The sequence below is a fragment of the Bordetella genomosp. 2 genome (genome assembly GCF_002261345.1).
Classification (GTDB): domain Bacteria; phylum Pseudomonadota; class Gammaproteobacteria; order Burkholderiales; family Burkholderiaceae_B; genus Bordetella_A.
Genome location: NZ_NEVT01000006.1, coordinates 285,450 through 303,334 on the forward strand (window position 1 = coordinate 285,450; position 17,885 = coordinate 303,334).

15 protein-coding genes are annotated in these 17,885 nt (G+C 68.8%); 10 read left to right on the forward strand and 5 right to left on the reverse strand.

All coding sequences use genetic code 11. The features are described from left to right. Positions 1 to 118 precede the first annotated feature (118 nt). Positions 119 to 2,584: a penicillin acylase family protein gene (locus CAL24_RS11465; protein WP_094806773.1), complete on the forward strand. Its 2,466-nt coding sequence runs from the start codon at positions 119 to 121 to the stop codon at positions 2,582 to 2,584. 48 nt (positions 2,585 to 2,632) lie between these two features. On the opposite strand, the gene CAL24_RS11470 is transcribed toward CAL24_RS11465, so the two are convergent. After that, positions 2,633 to 4,054: an MFS transporter gene (locus tag CAL24_RS11470; RefSeq protein WP_094806774.1), complete on the reverse strand. Its 1,422-nt coding sequence runs from the start codon at positions 4,052 to 4,054 to the stop codon at positions 2,633 to 2,635. A gap of 119 nt (positions 4,055 to 4,173) precedes the next feature. Between CAL24_RS11470 and CAL24_RS11475 the strand changes: the two genes are divergently transcribed. Together CAL24_RS11475 and CAL24_RS11480 are read left to right on the forward strand one after the other, a co-directional pair. Continuing rightward, positions 4,174 to 5,517 carry an erythromycin esterase family protein gene (locus tag CAL24_RS11475; RefSeq protein WP_094806775.1) on the forward strand — a complete coding sequence of 448 codons (1,344 nt, stop codon included), beginning with the start codon at positions 4,174 to 4,176 and terminating at the stop codon, positions 5,515 to 5,517. A 23-nt stretch (positions 5,518 to 5,540) separates the two neighbouring features. Continuing rightward, complete coding sequence (locus tag CAL24_RS11480) at positions 5,541 to 6,194, forward strand: phosphoribosyltransferase (RefSeq protein WP_094806776.1); 654 nt, start codon at positions 5,541 to 5,543, stop codon at positions 6,192 to 6,194. A 14-nt stretch (positions 6,195 to 6,208) separates the two neighbouring features. Here the strand turns inward: CAL24_RS11480 and CAL24_RS11485 are convergent, their stop codons facing one another. After that, on the reverse strand, positions 6,209 to 7,234 hold the full coding sequence (locus CAL24_RS11485; protein ID WP_094806777.1) for an amidohydrolase family protein: 1,026 nt from the start codon (positions 7,232 to 7,234) through the stop codon (positions 6,209 to 6,211). Between the two features lie 16 nt (positions 7,235 to 7,250). After that, on the reverse strand, positions 7,251 to 8,246 hold the full coding sequence (locus tag CAL24_RS11490) for a Bug family tripartite tricarboxylate transporter substrate binding protein (protein WP_028356085.1): 996 nt from the start codon (positions 8,244 to 8,246) through the stop codon (positions 7,251 to 7,253). A 128-nt stretch (positions 8,247 to 8,374) separates the two neighbouring features. On the opposite strand from CAL24_RS11490, the gene CAL24_RS11495 reads away from it, so the two are divergent. Continuing rightward, on the forward strand, positions 8,375 to 9,274 hold the full coding sequence (locus CAL24_RS11495; protein WP_028356084.1) for a LysR substrate-binding domain-containing protein: 900 nt from the start codon (positions 8,375 to 8,377) through the stop codon (positions 9,272 to 9,274). On the opposite strand, the gene nhaA is transcribed toward CAL24_RS11495, so the two are convergent. Together nhaA and CAL24_RS11505 are read right to left on the reverse strand one after the other, a co-directional pair. After that, positions 9,261 to 10,619 (reverse strand): Na+/H+ antiporter NhaA, encoded by a 1,359-nt coding sequence (nhaA, locus tag CAL24_RS11500; RefSeq protein WP_170947073.1) that lies wholly within the window; start codon positions 10,617 to 10,619, stop codon positions 9,261 to 9,263. The two genes, CAL24_RS11495 and nhaA, sit on opposite strands and share 14 nt — an antisense overlap. Positions 10,620 to 10,736: 117 nt before the next feature. Beyond that, a complete protein-coding gene (locus CAL24_RS11505; protein ID WP_028356082.1) occupies positions 10,737 to 11,390 on the reverse strand; it encodes a LysE family translocator in 654 nt (217 codons plus the stop codon). A 117-nt stretch (positions 11,391 to 11,507) separates the two neighbouring features. On the opposite strand from CAL24_RS11505, the gene CAL24_RS11510 reads away from it, so the two are divergent. The 6 genes from CAL24_RS11510 to CAL24_RS11535 all read left to right on the forward strand — a co-directional run bounded on the left by CAL24_RS11510 (position 11,508) and on the right by CAL24_RS11535 (position 17,864). Then, complete coding sequence (locus CAL24_RS11510; RefSeq protein WP_028356081.1) at positions 11,508 to 12,278, forward strand: BON domain-containing protein; 771 nt, start codon at positions 11,508 to 11,510, stop codon at positions 12,276 to 12,278. A gap of 36 nt (positions 12,279 to 12,314) precedes the next feature. Beyond that, a complete protein-coding gene (locus CAL24_RS11515; protein WP_094806778.1) occupies positions 12,315 to 13,052 on the forward strand; it encodes a metallophosphoesterase in 738 nt (245 codons plus the stop codon). Between the two features lie 18 nt (positions 13,053 to 13,070). Beyond that, complete coding sequence (locus CAL24_RS11520; protein ID WP_249278530.1) at positions 13,071 to 14,369, forward strand: CaiB/BaiF CoA transferase family protein; 1,299 nt, start codon at positions 13,071 to 13,073, stop codon at positions 14,367 to 14,369. Between the two features lie 42 nt (positions 14,370 to 14,411). After that, the gene (locus tag CAL24_RS11525) at positions 14,412 to 15,491 is read left to right on the forward strand and encodes an AraC family transcriptional regulator (RefSeq protein WP_249278531.1); all 1,080 of its coding nucleotides are present in this window, start codon (positions 14,412 to 14,414) and stop codon (positions 15,489 to 15,491) included. 141 nt (positions 15,492 to 15,632) lie between these two features. Further along, on the forward strand, positions 15,633 to 16,628 hold the full coding sequence (locus CAL24_RS11530; protein ID WP_094807253.1) for a Bug family tripartite tricarboxylate transporter substrate binding protein: 996 nt from the start codon (positions 15,633 to 15,635) through the stop codon (positions 16,626 to 16,628). A gap of 42 nt (positions 16,629 to 16,670) precedes the next feature. Beyond that, entirely contained in the window at positions 16,671 to 17,864 is a 1,194-nt protein-coding gene (locus tag CAL24_RS11535; RefSeq protein ID WP_028356077.1) for a lipid-transfer protein, read from the forward strand. Positions 17,865 to 17,885: the final 21 nt, after the last annotated feature.

Genomic DNA, 17,885 nt, shown 5'->3' on the forward strand with positions numbered 1-17,885 from the left:
ACACCCAATGAAAGAATTAATAAAATAAAACAGCATTTCTCCACCATTTGATTATCTTGGTAAACATTGCGTGCCCGCCCAGCGAGCGCGCCATCCAGGAGACAAAGGAGGAGGGGAGATGCGTACGTTCCAACGCAGGATCGCCGCATGGCTGGCGTGCGGCGCGCTGGCGCTGCTGGCGGGGTGCGCCGCGCCGGGCGGCGGCAAGCAGTCGACCATCGATATGCCGGGGTTGTCGCAGCCGGTGGAAATTCTGCGCGACCAGCATGGCGTTTCGCACATCTACGCGCAGAACCAGCACGACCTGTTCTTCGCCCAGGGTTTCAACGCCGCGCGCGACCGCATGTGGCAGCTCGACCTGTGGCGCCGCCAGGGCGAAGGCAAGATGGCCGAACAATTCGGCCCGCGCTTCATCGAGCAGGACCGCGCGGCGCGCCTGTTCCTGTACCGGGGCGACATGCAGGCCGAGTTCGCCAGCTACCATCCCGAGGGGCGCGCCATCCTGACCGCGTTCGCCGAGGGCATCAATGCCTACGTCGACTGGGTCAAGGCCAACCCCGAGCACATGCCGCCCGAGTTCAAGCTCACCGGCACCGAGCCGGGCTACTGGAGCCCGGAAACCTCGCTGATCCGCATCTACGGCCTGACCCGCAATGTGGCCAGCGAGGTCAAGCTGGCCCGCCAGGTGGCCGCCCTGGGCCTGAACGTGGTGCAGGACCTGGGCGTGTATGAACCGCCGATTGCGCTGCAGGTGCCGGCTGGCCTGAATGTGAACCAGATCGACGAGAACATCCTGGCCGACTACAACCTGGCGCGCAAGGGGCAGAAGTTCGTCGCCGCCGATTTCCCGCGCAGCCCGCTGGCGGCGGACGGGCGCGAGAAGCTGGCCGAGAGTCTCTCGGCCAGCCTGGAAGCCTCGCTGGATCCCGCCTTCGATCCGCTGGCGCCGCGCTATGAAAGCAATAACTGGACCCTGTCCGGCCAGCGCACGGCGACCGGGCGGCCCATGTTGGTGGGCGATCCGCACCGCACCATCGCCATGCCGTCGCTGCGCTACATGGTGCACCTGAACGCGCCGGGCTGGAACGTGATCGGCGCCGGCGAGCCGGCGCTGCCCGGCGTGTCCATGGGGCACAACGAGCGCATCGCCTTCGGGCTGACCATCTTCGCGTTCGCGGACGAGGAAGACCTGTACGTCTACGACCTCAACCCCGCCAATGCCAGCCAGTATCGCTATCGCGGCGGCTGGGAAACCATGCGCACCATCGACGAGACCATCGAGGTGCGCGGGCAGGCGCCGGTGCGGCGGCAACTGAAGTTCACCCGGCACGGTCCCGTCATCCATGTCGATCCCGTGCGCCACAAGGCCTATGCGCTGCGCGCGGCCTACCTGGAGTTTCCCGGCACGGCGGCCTACCTGGCCAGCCTGCGGCTGAACCAGGCGCAGAACTGGCAGGAGTTCGTGGCCGGCATGGAACGCCACTACACACCCAGCGAAAACATGGTCTATGCGGACGTGGACGGCAACATCGGCTGGTTCGGCGGCAGCATCGCGCCGATCCGCCCGCGCAAGGACTGGAGCGGCATGCTGCCGGTGCCGGGCAATGGCGATTTCGAATGGAACGGCTTCCTGCCGACCAGCTCGCTGCCCAAGGCGCTGAATCCGCCCGAGGGCTACGTAGCGACCGCCAACGAATACAACTTGCCCGCCGACTATGCGTATAAGGACATGTCGAACCGCACCTGGGCCGAACCGTACCGCATCCAGCGCATCCGCGAGGTGCTGGCGGACGCGCGCGGCCTGAGCCTGGAGGATTCGCAGCGCCTGCAGTTCGACAATCTGTCGATTCCGGCCCGCACGCTGACCAAGTACGCCGAGTCGTTGAATTCGACCGATCCGGGCGTGGCCGAGGCGTTGCGGCTGTTGAAGGACTGGGACTATCGCACCGAGATCGATTCGAAGGCCGCCACGGTGTACGAGTTCTGGCTGCCGGAAGTGGTCAAGCGCGTGTCCGACCTGTATGTGCCCGCCAACGGCCGCGAGGTGTTCGGCAACCTGTCCACCCGCAAGACCCTGGAGAAGCTGGCCACGCCCGATGCCGCGTTCGGGCCGCGGCCGGAACAGGGCCGCGACGCGCTGCTGCTGGCGGCGCTGGCCGACGGCGTGCGCAAGCTGACCGCCATGCAGGGGGCCGACTCGCGGCAATGGGAATGGGGCAAGCTGCACCATATCCAGTTCGAGCACAGCCTGGCCGAGCTGCTGCCGCCCGACACCGCCAAAGCGTACGGCACGCCGCGCTACCCGGTCAGCGGCGACAACGATACGGTGCACCGCGCCACGTTCCGCAAATCCGATTTCCGCCAGATCAGCGGCGCCTCGTACCGCCAGGTCATCGACGTAGGCAACTGGGACAACTCGCGCATGCAGAACATGCCGGGCCAGTCGGCCGACCCGCGCAGCCCGCACTACCGCGACCTGCTCGAAGGCTGGGCCACCGGGAAGTACATTCCCATGGCGTTCAGCCGCGAGAAGGTGGAAAGCGAGCTCGGCGATACGCTGGTGCTGCAGCCGGCGCAACGTTGAGCGGGTCGGCGCGGCGCCGGGCGATCGAGCCTCCGGCGCCGCGCCGTCTTAGCGTGGCGGGCCGAGCGGCGGCGCCACGGCTTCCAGCGGCTTGCGCTCGGCGTCGACCGCCAGGCGCCAGGCCAGGATGCCGGCGCCGGCCATCAGCGCCGCCGCCAGCAGATAGCCCAGGGTCAGCGCGCCGCGCTGGCCGCCGCCGATAAGCCAGCCGTACAGGGCCGGCCCGGCGAAGCCGCCGGCGCCGGTGCCGGCCGCGTAGAACAACGAAATGGCCAGCCCGCGCATCTCCAGCGGGAATACCTCGCTGACCGTCAGGTAGGCCGAACTGGCCGCCGCCGAGGCCACGAAGAAGACCGCCGACCAACACCATGCCTGCGAGCGGGCGTCCAGCCAGCCGGCCTGGAATGCCAGCGCGGAGGCGGCCAGTCCGAGACCCGACAGCAGGTAGGTGAGGGCGATCATCCTGCGCCGCCCCACGCGGTCGAACAACGGTCCCAGCACCAGCGGCCCCAGGACATTGCCCAGCGCGAATGGCAGCACGTACCAGCCCACGTCCTGCGCCGGTACGCTGTAGAAGCGGGTAAGGACCAGGGCATAGGTGAAAAAGATGGCGTTATAGAAGAATGCCTGCGCCAGCATCAACGCCAGGCACACCGCCGACCGGTCCGGATAGCGGCGCAGCAGCACGGCCGCCGCCTCGCGCAGTGTGGGCGTGCCGGCCGCATGGCTGGGCAGCGCCGGCGCGGCCGCGGGCAAGGGGCCGTGGCGCCGCCGCACCCGCGCCTCGATATCGCGCACGATGGCCAGCGCCTGCGCCTGGCGGCCGTGCGCCAACAGCCAGCGCGGGCTTTCCGGCACGTCGCGGCGCACCAGCAGGATGGCGATCGCCAGCAGCCCTCCCAGCGCGAAGGCCAGGCGCCAGCCCAGGTCGGCCGGCACCAGGGCCGGGTCGAGCAGAGGCAGGCTGAGGCCGGCGCCGAGCGCCGCGCCGATCCAGAAACAGCCGTTGATGGCCAGATTGACCCGGCCGCGCACGCGCGCCGGGATTAGTTCGTCGATGGCGGAGTTGATGGCGGCATACTCGCCGCCGATGCCCACGCCGGTCAGGCAGCGGCATGCCGCGAAGAACGCGTAGTTCGGCGCGCAGGCCGTGGCGAGCGTGGCGGCCATGTACAGCCCGAGCGTGGCCAGGAACAGCCGCTTGCGGCCGAGCCGGTCGGCCAGCCGCCCGAACAGCAGGGCGCCGGCCACCGCTCCGGCCACGTACAGCGAACCGGCGGCGCCCACTTGCGCGGCGCTCAGGCCCAGGGTGCCGGGCTGGGTCAGCACGCCGCCCAACGACCCGGCCAGCGTGACCTCCAGGCCGTCGAGCACCCAGGCCACGCCCAGCGCGATCACCACGCGCCAGTGCCAGGCCGACCAGGGCAGGCGGTCCAGGCGGGCGGGGATATCGCTGCAGCATGGGGGCATGGCAGTGCGCAGGTCTGTAACGCGACACCAGACAGTACATGAGACCGGCGGCCATGCGTCAAGCGCGCGGCGCGGGTATGCGTCTTGCTGCGCCCGCCGCGCATTGCAGGGAGGACGCGATGAGCCTGACAGCTATTCCGCGCGGCGACCCCGCGACGCTGGCCCACCGCCTGGGCCGCGCCGTGCGGCCGGCCTGCGAGCCGCTGCCGCCGGTGGAGGACGGCGCGGCCTTTGGCGCCTGTTTCGACCGCTATGCCGACGCCCGCATCGTGCTGCTGGGCGAGGCCAGCCATGGCAGCGCCGAGTTCTACCGGGCGCGCGCCGCGATCACCCGACGGCTGATCGCACAGTACGGCTACGACATCGTCGCGGTGGAGGCGGACTGGCCGGACGCGGCGCGCATCGACCGCTACGTCCGCCACCGGCCCGCCGACCCGCACGACGAGCCCGCGTTCACGCGCTTTCCTGCCTGGATGTGGCGCAACGAAGACGTGGCGGCCTTCGTGCAATGGCTGCACCGCCACAATCGCGGCCTGCCGCCCGAGCGGCGCACCGAGTTCCGCGGACTGGACGTCTATTCGCTGCGCGCCTCGATCGCCAGCGTGCTCGCCTACCTGGAGCGCGTCGATCCCGAGGCGGCGGCACAGGCGCGCCGCCGCTACGGCTGCCTGACGCCGTGGCAGACCGAGCCGGCCTGGTACGGTCGCGCGGTGCTGCGCGGCGAGCGCGACCCCTGCGAGGATGAGGTGCATGCCCAGCTGCGCGATATCCTGGCCCGGCGGCTCGAGTACGCGGCGCAAGACGGCGACGACTGGTTCGACGCGGCCCAGAACGCGCGCACTATCCTGGCCGCCGAACAGTACTACCGCAGCATGTTTCGCGGCGCCACCGAATCGTGGAACTTGCGCGACCGCCACATGTTCGAGACGCTGCAGCAGGTGCTGCGCGCCCGCGGCCCGGATGCCCGGGCGGTGGTGTGGGCGCACAACTCGCATATCGGCCATGCGCCGGCCACGGCCATGGGCTGGCAGGGCCAGTTCAATATCGGGGAGCTGTGCCGCACGGCCTACGGCGAGGCCGCCGTGCTCATCGGTTTCGGCACCGACCGCGGCACCGTGGCGGCCGCCGACGACTGGGACGAACCCATGCGGGTCAAGGACGTGCTGCCATCGCGCGCGGATTCGTATGAGCAGGTGTTCCTGCAAGCCGGCGTGCCGTGCGCGCTGGCCGACCTGCGCAAGCCGGCCAACCGGGCGGCGCGCCAGGCCTTGCTGCCGCCCAGGCTCGAACGCGCCATCGGGGTGGTCTACCGTCCCGACACGGAATTCCACAGCCATTACTTCCAGGCGGTGCTGCCGGATCAATTCGATGGCTACGTCTGGTACGAGCAGACCCGCGCGGTCACGCCGCTGGCGGCGCCGGCGCCGCACGGCATGCCCGATACGTATCCGTTCGCCGTCTAGGGCCGCATGACAGGGAGATCGCCATGAACGCTCAAGCCCTTTTCGCCGACAGGGCGGACGCCGGCCGGCAACTGGCGCGGGCGCTGGCCGGACGTGCGGACCGCGACGCCGTCGTCATGGCCCTGCCGCGCGGCGGCGTGCCGGTGGCTTCCGAAGTGGCGCGCGCACTGGGCGCCGCGCTGGACGTGCTGATCGTCCGCAAGCTGGGCGCGCCCGGCCAGCCGGAATTCGGCATCGGCGCGGTGGCCGATGGCGCCGCGCCGCGGGTGGTGCTCAACGACGAGGCGCTGGGCCTCCTGCGGCCGCCGCCCGCCTATGTGGAGGGCGAGATCCGGCGCCAGCTCGACGAGATCGAGCGGCGGCGGGCCGCCTATGCCGCGGGCCGCGAGCCCGCCGAAGTGCGCGGACGGACAGTGGTGGTGGTCGACGACGGCGCGGCGACCGGCGGCACCGCGAAGGCGGCCCTGCGCGCCCTGCGGCAGGCGGGTGCGGCGCGGCTGTTGCTGGCGGTGCCGGTAGCCTCGCCGCATGCCCTGGCGACGCTGCGTCCGGACGCCGATGAGGTGGTGTGCCTGCACGCTCCCGCCGATTTCCGGGCGGTCGGCATGTACTACGCCGATTTCCGCCAGACCTCCGACGCGGAAGTGGTGCGCCTGCTGGCCGGCGCGATGCGCTGAGGCATATTCCGGGGTCAGCGTCCCTGTGCTATGAGCCGCGCGTCCAGGCGTGGGTAGACGCGCCTGGCATTGCCTTCGAAGATCAGGTGCCGGACTTCGGCGCCCAGGCCGCTGGCGTCGATATAGCGGCGCGTGTCGTCGAAATGGTGGCCGGTGTCGGGATCGATGCCGCGCACGGCGCCGATCATCTCGCTGGCGAACAGCAGGTTCTCGACAGGAATCACGCGCGTCAGCAGGTCGATGCCGGGCTGGTGATACACGCAGGTGTCGAAGAAGATATTGTTCAGCAGATGTTCCTGCAGCCGCGGCTTGCGCAACGCCTGGGCCAGGCCGCGGAAGCGACCCCAGTGATAGGGCACGGCGCCGCCGCCGTGCGGGATGACGAACCGCAGTGTCGGGAAATCGCGAAACAGGTCGGAGTCCAGGCATTGCATGAAGGCGGTCGTGTCGCCATTCAGGTAATGTGCGCCGGTCGTGTGAAAACAGGCATTGCAGCTCTGGCTCACGTGAATCATGGCCGGCACGTCATATTCCACCAGCTTTTCGTACAGGGGATACCAATAGCGATCGCTGAGCGGCGGGCTGGTCCAGTGGCCGCCCGACGGATCGGGATTCAGGTTGACGGCGACGTTGCCGTATTCCTCGACGCAGCGCCGCAATTCCGCGATGCAGGTGGCCGGATCGACGCCGGGGCTTTGCGGCAGCATGGCGGCCGGTACGAAATGCTCGGGAAACAGGGTGGCCACCCGGAAGCACAGCTCATTGCAGATACCCGCCCAGGTCGACGACACGCCAAAATCGCCTATGTGATGCGCCATGAAGATGGCGCGCGGGCTGAAGATGGTCATGTCGTGGCCGCGCTCGCGCATCATGCGCAACTGGTTGGCCTCGATGGCGGCGCGTATTTCGTCGTCGCTGATGCGCAATTCGGCGGTCCGCGGTTGCGGCGTGCCGTCCGCCACCGCGGCGATCTGGCGCGCGCGCCACTGCTCGAGCGCCGGCGGCGCGGTGGTGAAATGCCCGTGGCAGTCGATGATCATGTGATCGATTCCGTAGTCAGTTGTTGCTGATGCCCGCGCTCGCGATCAGCTCGCCCCAGCGTCGCGTCTCGGTCTCCAGGAAGGCTTGGAAGCGCGCCGGCGGTTGCGGATCGACGATCGCGCCGACCGCCGCCAACCGCTGCTGGACCTGCTTGTCGTCGAGCACCGCCAGCAGGTTTTCGCTGAGCGTGGCAATGGCCGGGCCGGGCGTTCCCGCCGGCACCAGGAAACCCCACCATACGGTCGCCTCGAAGCCCGGAACGCCGGCTTCGTCGAAGGTCGGCACCTCGGGCAGGGTGGCGATGCGCTGCCGCGACGCCACGGCCAAGGCCCGGATATTGCCGGCCGCCACCCGCGGCGCGGCTTCCAGCGGGTTGACCATCATGAAGTCGAGGCGCCCGCCGATCAGGTCGGTCAGGGCGGGCGCGCCGCCCTTGTAGCCGATGTGCATGGCCTGGATATCGGTCGTGCGCTTGAGCATCTCGACCGCCAGGTGGCCGGATCCTCCCACGCCGGAAGATCCATAATTCATCTTGCCCTGCTTGTCGCGCGCCGCCTGCAGCAGGCCCTGCAGGGTTTGATAGGGCGACTCGGCGTCCACCACGAGCACCAGCGGCGCATAGCCGACGCGCGCCACCGGCGCCAGGTCCTTGAGCGGATCGAAGGGTAGATTGCGGTCCAGCCACGGGTTGGTCGCCAGGCCATTGGCGCCCAACAGCAGCGTGTAGCCGTCGGCAGGCGCGCGCACCACCTCGTGGGCGCCGATATTGGCGTGGTTGCCCGGCTTGTTCTCGACGATCACGGGCTGCCCCAGGCGGCCCGACAGCGGGTCGCCGATGATGCGGGCGACGCTGTCGACCGCGCCGCCCGCCGCGAACGGGACCACGATGCGCAACGGGCGGGATGGGAACGTGTCGGCATTGGCCAGCGCGGGGCCGACCAGCGTCGCGCCGGCCAATGCCAGGCAGGCGGCCCAGCGTCTGCGTACTCGGGAGGTCTGTGCTGTGCCCATGCTTGTCTCCTGATTGTCTGTTTGCCGGAACGGAGGGCGCCCGTGCCGTTGCGCAAACTATGGTGCTAGACTGCATGTGGCGGGTCAAATATATATTTTTATGGGTTTTCCATACGAAAAACGAATAGATGGATCTACGCCAACTACGCTATTTCGTGGCGGTTGCCGAAGAACTCAGCTTCACGGCCGCGGCGCGCCGGCTCAATATCAGCCAGCCACCCTTGAGCATGCAGATCCGCGCGCTCGAAGACGCCTTGGGCGCGCGCCTGTTCGAGCGCGCGCATCGCAGCATCGCGCTGACCGAGGCCGGGCGGGTGTTCCTGGAACAGGCCCGGCTGACGCTTAGCCAGATGGCCCATGCGGTACAGCTTGCCCAGCTGGCCGACCGCGGCGAAGCCGGCTTGCTGCGCATTGCGTTCACTGGATCGGTGCCACTGGTGCCCGGTTTTGCGCGGCTGATCAAGACTTTCCGCGCGGAGCGGCCATTGGCGCGCCTGGAGATCGCCCACATGCCTACCGGGCAGCAGTTGCAGGCGCTCGAAGAACGCCGCATCGATATCGGCCTGCTGCGGCCCGCGCCGCAGTTCCAGCCGCCTGGGCACCTGCATTTCACGCCGTTCTGGAAAGACGAACTGCGCGTGGCGATGTCCGGCGACCACCCGCTGGCCGCGCGCAAGGGCCGCATTTCCGTCAAGGAACTGGCCCGCTATCCGCTTATCCTGTTCCCGCGTGAAATCAGCTGCGGCCTGCACGACCAGATCATCCAGCTGTTCAATGCGGCGGGCCTGGTGCCCCAGGTGGCGCAGGAAGCGCGCGAAGGGACCACCATCGTCGGCCTGGTCGCCGCGGGGGTGGGCATTTCACTGCTGCCCGACACGTACGCGCGCCAGCAGGCCGAAGGTGTGCACTATGCCCAGTTGGAACCCGGCGTGGCCAATTGCCCGCTGTTGCTGGCCCACTGGAAAACCGGGCATTCCGATCTGGTCAGGCGTTTCGTGAAGCTGGCCCGCACGATCATTGCGGCCTGAGCCGCCGCGCGTACACGGTGCCCCAGGCCAGGCCCAGCAGCGCCGTCACCAGCGACCCCAGCAGCACGCCCAGCTTGGCGGCGCCAAGGAAGTTGGCGTCGCCGGCGAACGCCAGCATCGCAATGAAGATGGACATGGTGAAGCCCACGCCGGCCAGCAGCCCGATCAGGGCGATACCGCCCCAGGTGACGCCCGGCGGGAGGGCGCACCAGCCCAGGCGCACCATCAGCCAGCTCATGCTGATCACGCCCAGCGGCTTGCCGGCGATCAGGGCGATCGCCACGCCGGCCATCACCCAATGCGAGCCGCCCGCGGAGAGATCGATGCCGTCGAGGCTGACGCCGGCGTTGGCGAGCGCGAACAGGGGCATGATCGAATAGGCTACCCAGGGATGCAGCGCGCCCTGCACGCGCACCACGGGGGGCAGCACTTCGCGCTGGGCCAGCCGCAACTGGCGCAGCGGCTGCGCCAGGCTGCCGCCGCCGCGGTCCGGGTCGGCGTCGCGTCCCAGCAGGTCGTTCGTCACCCGCGAGACCATGTCCAGCGGGCGCTCGCGCATGGGCACCGACATTACCGGCGTCATCAGGCCCAGGACGACGCCGGCCAGCGTGGGATGGGCGCCGGTCATCAGCAGGCCCATCCAGACGATCGCGCCAGGTATGACATACGCATAGGCGGTACCGACGCCGATGCGTTGCAGGGCCAGCACCATCAGGATGCCCAGCCCGGCGACCAGGAAGCCGCTGTAGTCCAGCCCGCCCGAGTAGAAGAAGGCGATGATCAGCACCGCGATGATGTCGTCGATGATGGCCAGCGCCAGCAGGAAGACCCGCACGTTGCCGGGAATCGAGCGGCCCAGCAGCGCCAGCACGCCCACGGCGAAGGCGATGTCGGTGGCGGTGGGCACGGCCCAGCCGTCGGCGCGCCCGGCTTCGGCATTGAAGGCCAGGTAGATCAGCGCGGGCACGAGCACGCCGCCCAGCGCGGCCGCCAGGGGCAGCGCGGCCTGCCGCAGGTTGGAGAGCGCGCCTTCGTGGATCTCGCGCCGGATTTCCATGCCGACCACCAGGAAGAAGATGGTCATCAACCCGTCGTTGATCCAGAAATGCAGTGACTGCGAGAACTGCAAGCCGCCCACGCCGAAGGACAGCGGCGTGTGCCACAGCTCGTGGTAGGAATGGGGCAGTGGGGAGTTCGCCCAGAGCAGGGCGATGGCGGCGGCCGCCAGCAACACGATGCCGCTGACGGCTTCGATGTGCAGGAAACGCTCGAGGGAGGCGAAGGCGCGCTCGGCCAGGAGTTGCGCGCGCGGCAGATCACGGGACGGGATGGGGCGTCGGTTCATGGGTCGCGTATACCTTGCGCGGCGGCCCGACCTGCGCATGAACCTGTCTCGCCGCAGTATGCGGCTGACACCCGGGCGCCATTGTACACACCTCTGGCGCCCCTGGCAGCAATACCGCTATTTCTTGTTGTTGCCGGCAAAAGCGGCCGTGATGCCCAGGCCGATCAGCAGCGCACCGCCCACGTAGCGCTCGAAGCTCAGGTAGCCGCGGCTTTGCCGCAGCCAGCGGCCCGCGGCGCTGGCCGCCAGCGCATAGCAGGCGTCGCTCGCGAGCCCCAGCACGGTGAACACCAGGCCCAGGAAAACGATCTGCATGGCCACATGGCCGCGGCTGACGTCGACGAACTGCGGCAGGAACGCCAGGAAGAACAGCGCGGTCTTGGGGTTGAGCAGGTTGACGATGAAACCGTCGCGGAACAGCCTGGCATAGCGGCGCTGGCGGGGAGGCAGGTCCGTCGCGCCGATGGGAGCGGGGCGGGTGCAGATCTTCTTCAGTCCCAGCCAGATCAGGTAGGCCGCGCCGGCGTACTTGACGATGCTGAAGGCCAGCGCCGACGAGGCCAGCAGGGCCGACAGCCCCAGCGCCGCGGCCACCACGTGCACCAGGGTGGCCGTGTGGATGCCCAGGTCGGACACCAGCCCGGCCTTGCGGCCCTGTTCCACCGACTGCGCGATGATGAACAACACCGCCGGACCGGGAATGACGAGCAACACCAGGGCGGCGCTGACGAACAGCGCCAGGTTTGCGGTACTGGGAATCACGAATTCCATGGCCAGGGCTCCGGTGGCGGACTTCGGGTGGAAGGGAGGAACCGCTACTTTACTGCAGCCCGGCCGCGGCATGGCAATTGCTGGCTGCCTCCTGAACCGTTCCATCGGGAGACCCATATGTCCAATGAGTCGCCGCGGCACGGCGTGCCCCCGCAGTCCGCCGACCACAGCCATACCGAGCGCCAATACGAATCGCCCCTGTCGGAAGGGGCGCAGATCCCGCACAGCAGTTGGGACAGCAGCGGCCATTCAGGCGAGGCGGCCGGCGAGCCCATGCCGGCCGGGACAGGCCATGGCGTTGCCGGCGACCGCTGGCGTGGCCGCGCCGCCGCCCATGACAGGGGTGGCGGCAGCGGTCCGCCGCCTGGCGATGCCGCACACGGCGGTTATCATGCCCACGATGATCCGGACAGCGGCGGCGCGCATGCGTTTCCTCCCCAGCCGGCCGGCAATAGCGGCGGCTACGAAGGCACCGGCTTCAACCGGGGCTATGGCATCGAGGCGCGCGGCTATCGGCGCAGCGAACACCATGCAGACATCGGCACCCAGTTCGGCGATATCGGCGACTTCGACGACCTGTACGGAGAAGGGCGCCATGGCGGGCTGGGCCACGGCAGGCCGCACACCCTGCCGCGCGGCTACCGGCGCGCCGACGAGCGCGTGCTGGACGATGTCTGCGAACGGCTCAGCCGCAGCGGACTGGACGTATCGGAAGTCTCGGTGCGGGTGGTCGACGGCGAGGTGGTCCTGGAGGGCAGCGTCCGCGAACGCGGCGCGAAGTACGCCATCGAGAACATCGCGGATGGCTGCCTGGGCGTCAAGGACGTGGACAATCGCCTGCGCGTCGCGCAGGACGTGCCCGCGCGGCCACATCCGCCGGGCCGTTGAATGCGGTAGCGGCACCGGGCCGTCGCGAGGCCGGCCATGAGCGCGCCGTTTCTGCGCATACCGCCCAATACCGCGGGCCGGGACCTGGCGGTGGGCGACATACACGGGCATTTCGGCCGGCTGAGACGGGCCTTGGATCGATTCGGCTTCGATCCGCGGCGCGACCGGCTGTTCTCGGTAGGCGACCTGATCGACCGCGGCGCGGAATGCGAGGCCTGCCTGGATTGGCTGGCGGAACCCTGGTTCCACGCCGTACAGGGCAACCACGAGGATTACGCGATCCGGCATGTGCGCACCGGCAAGGTCGACACCGCCAACTGGCGGCACTATGGCGGCGGCTGGTTCCTCGACCTGCCTCCGGCGCGCCAGCAGGTTTATGCGCGGGCGCTGGCCGAGCTGCCGGTGGCGATCGAAGTGCCGACGGCCGCCGGGCCGGTGGGCCTGGTGCACGCCGATTGCCCGGTGCGCGACTGGCGGCGGCTGGAGGCGGCGCTGCGCGAGCATTACAAGCGCACTCGCTCGCATTGCCAGTGGTCGCGCGAGCGGCTGGCGCGGCAGGATTCCTCCGGCGTGGCCGGGGTGCGGGCGGTGGTGGCGGGGCATACGCCGGTGACGCGCCCCGTGGCGCTGGGCAATGTGTTCCACATCGATACCGGGGGCTGGCAGGCAGCGGGCTACTTCACGCTGCTGGACCTGGCCACGCTGCAGGCCTGGCCCGAGCCGATGACCCGGCCAGCCGCGCAGCAGGGCGCGGCCGAGGCGGGCGGGCGCTGAGTGTTTCTGCCAATGGCGTTGACCGCCCGCGCCATTGTGGCGCCGAGCCGCCGCAGCCTAGACTTCGGCACACTCCCGCTATTCGTCCTGGACAGCATGCCCGATCCGCACCTCATGCCTGCCGGCCCCGCGCCGTCAGTCCCGAATCGCCCGCCGCTTGCAGGCGTCACCGTACTGGACCTGACCCGGCTGCTGCCCGGCCCGGTCGCCGGTATGCACCTGGCCGATCTGGGCGCCGACGTGATCAAGGTCGAGGACACTGGCGCAGGCGATTACGCCGCAGCGCCGGTGCGCGAGCTGGTCAACCGGAACAAGCGCGGCATCCGGCTGGACCTGAAGACGCCCGATGGCGTACAGGCACTGCTTGATTTGTGCGCCACGGCGGACATCCTCATCGAAGGCTTTCGTCCGGGCGTGATGGCGCGTCTGGGCGTGAGCTACGAGGCCGCGCGGGCGCGCAATCCGGCCATCGTCTATTGCAGCATCAGCGGGTACGGCCAGACCGGACCGCTGCGCGACGAGCCCGGCCACGACCTGAACTACTGCAGCCTGACGGGCGTGGCCGAGCAGATGGGCCTGCCCGGCGGGCCGCCGGCATTGTCCAACGTGCCGCTGGCGGACTTGTTGGGCGGATCCATGGTGGCGGTGATGGGCGTGCTGTCGGCCCTGTTCGACGCTGGCCGCACGGGGCGCGGGCGCCACGTAGACATCGCGATCGCCGACGGCGTCCTGGCGCATGCGATATTGCCACTGGCCGCCGTGAACTCCAGTGGGGCGGCGCCGCCGAGGGGCGGCGCGAAGCTGACCGGCGCGTTGCCGTGCTACGGCCTATATCCGACGCGCGACGGCCGCTATCTGGCGGTCGCCGCGCTGGAGAAAAAATTCTGGGTCGCCTTCTGTGCGGCGATGGGCCGGCCCGACCTGGCCGACCTGCACAGTACGCAGCAAGATCCGCGCAATGATTGGGTCCGCCTCCAGCTCGAGCAGGTCATCGCCAGCCAGGACCTGGTTTGGTGGCGCGCCAGGCTGCGCGGCACGCAATGCTGCGTTACGCCGGTCATGCGCCTGGAAGAAGTCATGCAGGACCCGCACTTCGCGGCGCGCGGCATGCTGGTGGCCGGCGCGGCCGGGCGGGAGGCGCCGCCCGGCGGGCAACCTGCCAGGCAGTTGGGCTGCCCGGTACAGATGAGCGATTTCTGCTTCGGTATCCGTCGGCCGGCGCCGGCTCCCGGGCAGCACACGGACGAAGTACTGGCCGGCCTGGGTTACGCGCCGGAGCAGGTCGAGCGGTTGCGCGCGACGGGTGCGGCGGCCTGAAGCTGCGGCCGACGGTATACTGGGCGACGCTGCACGCCGCTCATGGCATATCCCCGTATCGCCATACCGATGCCCGCCTCGATCGACTCTTACGGCCCCATCGCCCAGCACACCGTAGCCATCACGCAGGTCATACAAATCCTCCAGGGTGCGCGCAGGCAGGGCCTGGACATTGACATCGCACTGTGGCGGGCGGGCATTTCCCCGGGTCTGCTCGAATCGCCGCTGTCGCGCGTGACGCAAATGCAGTACGCGCGGTTGATGCGGGTGCTGGCGCGCACGATGCGCGACGAGCTGTGGGGCCTGACGCCTCACAGGATGCGGCCAGGCAGCTTCATCCGGATCTGCAGCCAATTGATCCATTGTCGTACGCTGGGCGAGGCGGTCCGCACCGGGCTGGGGCTGTACCGGCTGCTGCCGCAGGTCTTTACGCCGCGACTGCTGGTCGCGGGCGACGTGGCCCGGATCCAGGTGACCCATCGCGAAAGCCAGGTGGACGCACCGGAAAGCTACGCCATGCGCACCTTCTGCTTCATGTCGTACGGCGTCATGTCATGGCTGACCGCCCGGCGCATTCCCGTGCTGTGCGTGGGCGTGCCCAGCGGCAAGGGCTACCGCAGCGAGGCCGAGCGGTTGATGCGTACACGCATCCGCTACACGAGCAACTGTGCGTCGCTGGAGTTCGAGGCGCACTGGCTGGCGCTGCCGGTGGTGCAGACCGCCGAAAGCTTGCAGGCGTTCATTCGCGAAGTGCCAGGCAACCTCGTCATCAAGTATCGGGACCGCAGCCGGCTGTCCGAGCGCATTCGCCGCCTGCTCAGGCAGCAGGCGCTGGTAGACGGCGTCACCCTGGAGGAAGTCGGCCGGCACCTCGGCATGACGCCGCAGACGGTGCGCCGGCATCTGAAGGCGGAAGGGCAGAGCTTCCAGGGCATCAAGGACAACCTGCGCCGCGACGCGGCCATCCAGCTGCTGGCGCGGCCCGACCTGACACTGAACGACATCGCGGCGCAGCTGGGCTATTCCGAGGCCAGTACCTTTCATCGGGCGTTCAAATCCTGGACCGGGCTGGCGCCCGGCATGTACCGGGAAGCCAATCTGAAACCGGCCGCCGTGCGCTGATCGTTTTTGCCAATGGCATTGGCCGCTGCCGCCATTGTCCGCGCCTGTTCTCCCTGCCTACACTGCTTGCGCAGTCGTTGGATCCATTCCTACATAAGCAACCGCCGGCCTGCCGGACGGAGGGCAAAGGGAGACATGAGCATGAATGCTGCGCGCCGTACGTCGTGGGCCCTGGCATGCGGGGCTGCCTGGTTCAGTTGCGCCGTTGGCCTGGCGGCCGCTGCGCCCGGTGCGGCGCTGCCGTATCCGGCCAAACCCATCAGCCTCATCGTGCCATATCCGGCCGGGGGAGGGACCGATACCATTGCCCGGCTGGTGGGCAAGCACCTGGGTGACCGGTTCGGCGTGCCCGTGGTGGTGGAGAACAAGCCCGGCGCGAGCGGAATCCTGGGAAACGACCAGGTCGCCAAGGCGACGCCGGACGGTTATACCCTGCTGCTGGGGATCACCGCGCTGATCCAGACGCCGGCGCTGTACCAGAATGTGCCCTACGACGTGCGCAAGGACCTGGTCCCGGTCAGCGAAGTGGCGCGCTCATCCGATCTGTTCGTGGTGCACCGGGATGTTCCGGCCCATACGGTCGAGCAATTCGTCGAACTGGCCAAGCGCAAGCCGGGAGCGTACCACTACGGCAATTACGGTAACGGCACGTCCTCGCACATGCACGGCGAACGGTTCAAGCTGGTGACCGGCGCGCAAATCGAGGCCGTGCCTTTCAAAGGCGCTGCGCCGTTGACTACCGCCATCCTGGGCGGCCAGATTGCCTCGGCGTTCGTCGATGTGTCGTCCTTCAATGCCAACTTGGAGTCGGACCGGATCAGGATCCTGGCGATTACAGGCACCAAGCGGCACCCCAAGCTGCCATCCGTGCCGACCTTCCAGGAGATCGGCATGGCGGGGTTCGAGCCCAACGGCTGGTTCGGCCTGTTTGCGCCGGCGGGCACGCCTCGGCCGATCGTCGACAAGTTGGCCGCGGCGGTCCGGGAAATCGTCCGTACGGAAGACGTGGACGGCCGCCTGCGGAGCATGGGCCTGACCCCGGTCGGCAACACCCCGGACGAATTCGCCGACGTGATCGATACCGACACGCCGTACTGGGCCGGTATCGTCAAGGACGCGCACATCGTCATGGAATGAGGCGCCCGGGACGGGCGGCCAATGACTCTACAAGGAAACAGGATGGCTCGACAGCAACGGCCGGTATTCGTCATCGGCGTGGGCATGATCCCCTTTACCAAGCCCGGCGCCAGCGCGCCATATACCGTGATGGGCGCCGAGGCGGCCGCCCTGGCCCTGGAGGATGCCGGACTCGATTACGCGGCGGTCGAGCAGGCGTATGTGGGATACGTCTATGGTGATTCGACTGCCGGCCAGGCAGCAATATATGGCGCCGGCCTGACTGGCATCCCGGTATTCAACGTCAACAACAATTGCGCCACAGGCTCCAGCGCGCTGTTTCTGGCTCGCCAGGCGGTGGAGAGCGGGGTCGCCGAATGCGCGCTGGCCCTGGGCTTCGAGCAAATGACACCCGGCGCCCTGAAGAGCAAGTATGAGGACCGGCCGTCACCCATGGCGCGCTTCGTCGACGCGATGGCCAGCCAGCAGGGGTACGATGCCGAGGCTCCGCGGGCCGCGCAGTTCTTCGGCGGCGCCGGCCGCGCCTACATGCGGGAGCATGGCATCCGGCCCGACACGTTCGGCCGGATAGCGGTGAAGGCGCGCCAGCATGCTGCGCGCAACCCGCTGGCGGTATTCCGCAATGTGCTGTCGCTGCAGGAAGTCATGTCCTCGCCCGCCATTTTCGATCCGCTGACGCGCTATCAATGCTGCCCGCCGACCTGCGGCGCCGCGGCGGCGCTGGTCTGCTCGGACGATTTTGCGCGCCGCAACAAGCTGGCCCGGCGGGTGCGGATCGCCGCACAGGCGATGACCACCGACACGCCCAGCAGCTTCGAAAGTAGCGACATGCGCAAGCTGGTGGGTTACGACATGACCGCCACGGCGGCCCGGCAGGTATACGAGCAGGCGGGCATCGGCCCGGGCGACGTGGACGTGGTCGAGTTGCACGACTGCTTCACCACCAATGAGCTCATCACCTATGAAGGACTGGGCCTGACGGCAGAGGGCACGGCCGAGCGTTTCATCCTGGAGGGCGACAACACCTATGGCGGGCGTGTGGTCACCAACCCGTCGGGCGGCCTGTTGTCCAAGGGACACCCGCTGGGCGCCACAGGCCTGGCGCAATGCGCGGAGTTGTACTGGCAACTGACGGGCCGGGCGGAACAGCGCCAGGTGGAGGGCGCACGCATCGCCCTGCAGCACAACCTCGGGCTGGGCGGCGCCTGCGTCGTCACGCTGTATCAGGCAGTCTGACACGCACCGCATCGGGAGGCG

Excerpts from the sequence above, each read along its gene's own strand:
- CAL24_RS11465 (WP_094806773.1), top strand. The coding sequence starts at position 119 with ATGCGTACGTTCCAACGCAGGATCGCCGCATGGCTGGCGTGCGGCGCG.
- CAL24_RS11470 (WP_094806774.1), bottom strand. The coding sequence starts at position 4,054 with ATGCCCCCATGCTGCAGCGATATCCCCGCCCGCCTGGACCGCCTGCCC.
- CAL24_RS11475 (WP_094806775.1), top strand. The coding sequence starts at position 4,174 with ATGAGCCTGACAGCTATTCCGCGCGGCGACCCCGCGACGCTGGCCCAC.
- CAL24_RS11480 (WP_094806776.1), top strand. The coding sequence starts at position 5,541 with ATGAACGCTCAAGCCCTTTTCGCCGACAGGGCGGACGCCGGCCGGCAA.
- CAL24_RS11485 (WP_094806777.1), bottom strand. The coding sequence starts at position 7,234 with ATGATCATCGACTGCCACGGGCATTTCACCACCGCGCCGCCGGCGCTC.
- CAL24_RS11490 (WP_028356085.1), bottom strand. The coding sequence starts at position 8,246 with ATGGGCACAGCACAGACCTCCCGAGTACGCAGACGCTGGGCCGCCTGC.
- CAL24_RS11495 (WP_028356084.1), top strand. The coding sequence starts at position 8,375 with ATGGATCTACGCCAACTACGCTATTTCGTGGCGGTTGCCGAAGAACTC.
- nhaA (WP_170947073.1), bottom strand. The coding sequence starts at position 10,619 with ATGAACCGACGCCCCATCCCGTCCCGTGATCTGCCGCGCGCGCAACTC.
- CAL24_RS11505 (WP_028356082.1), bottom strand. The coding sequence starts at position 11,390 with ATGGAATTCGTGATTCCCAGTACCGCAAACCTGGCGCTGTTCGTCAGC.
- CAL24_RS11510 (WP_028356081.1), top strand. The coding sequence starts at position 11,508 with ATGTCCAATGAGTCGCCGCGGCACGGCGTGCCCCCGCAGTCCGCCGAC.
- CAL24_RS11515 (WP_094806778.1), top strand. The coding sequence starts at position 12,315 with ATGAGCGCGCCGTTTCTGCGCATACCGCCCAATACCGCGGGCCGGGAC.
- CAL24_RS11525 (WP_249278531.1), top strand. The coding sequence starts at position 14,412 with ATGGCATATCCCCGTATCGCCATACCGATGCCCGCCTCGATCGACTCT.
- CAL24_RS11530 (WP_094807253.1), top strand. The coding sequence starts at position 15,633 with ATGAATGCTGCGCGCCGTACGTCGTGGGCCCTGGCATGCGGGGCTGCC.
- CAL24_RS11535 (WP_028356077.1), top strand. The coding sequence starts at position 16,671 with ATGGCTCGACAGCAACGGCCGGTATTCGTCATCGGCGTGGGCATGATC.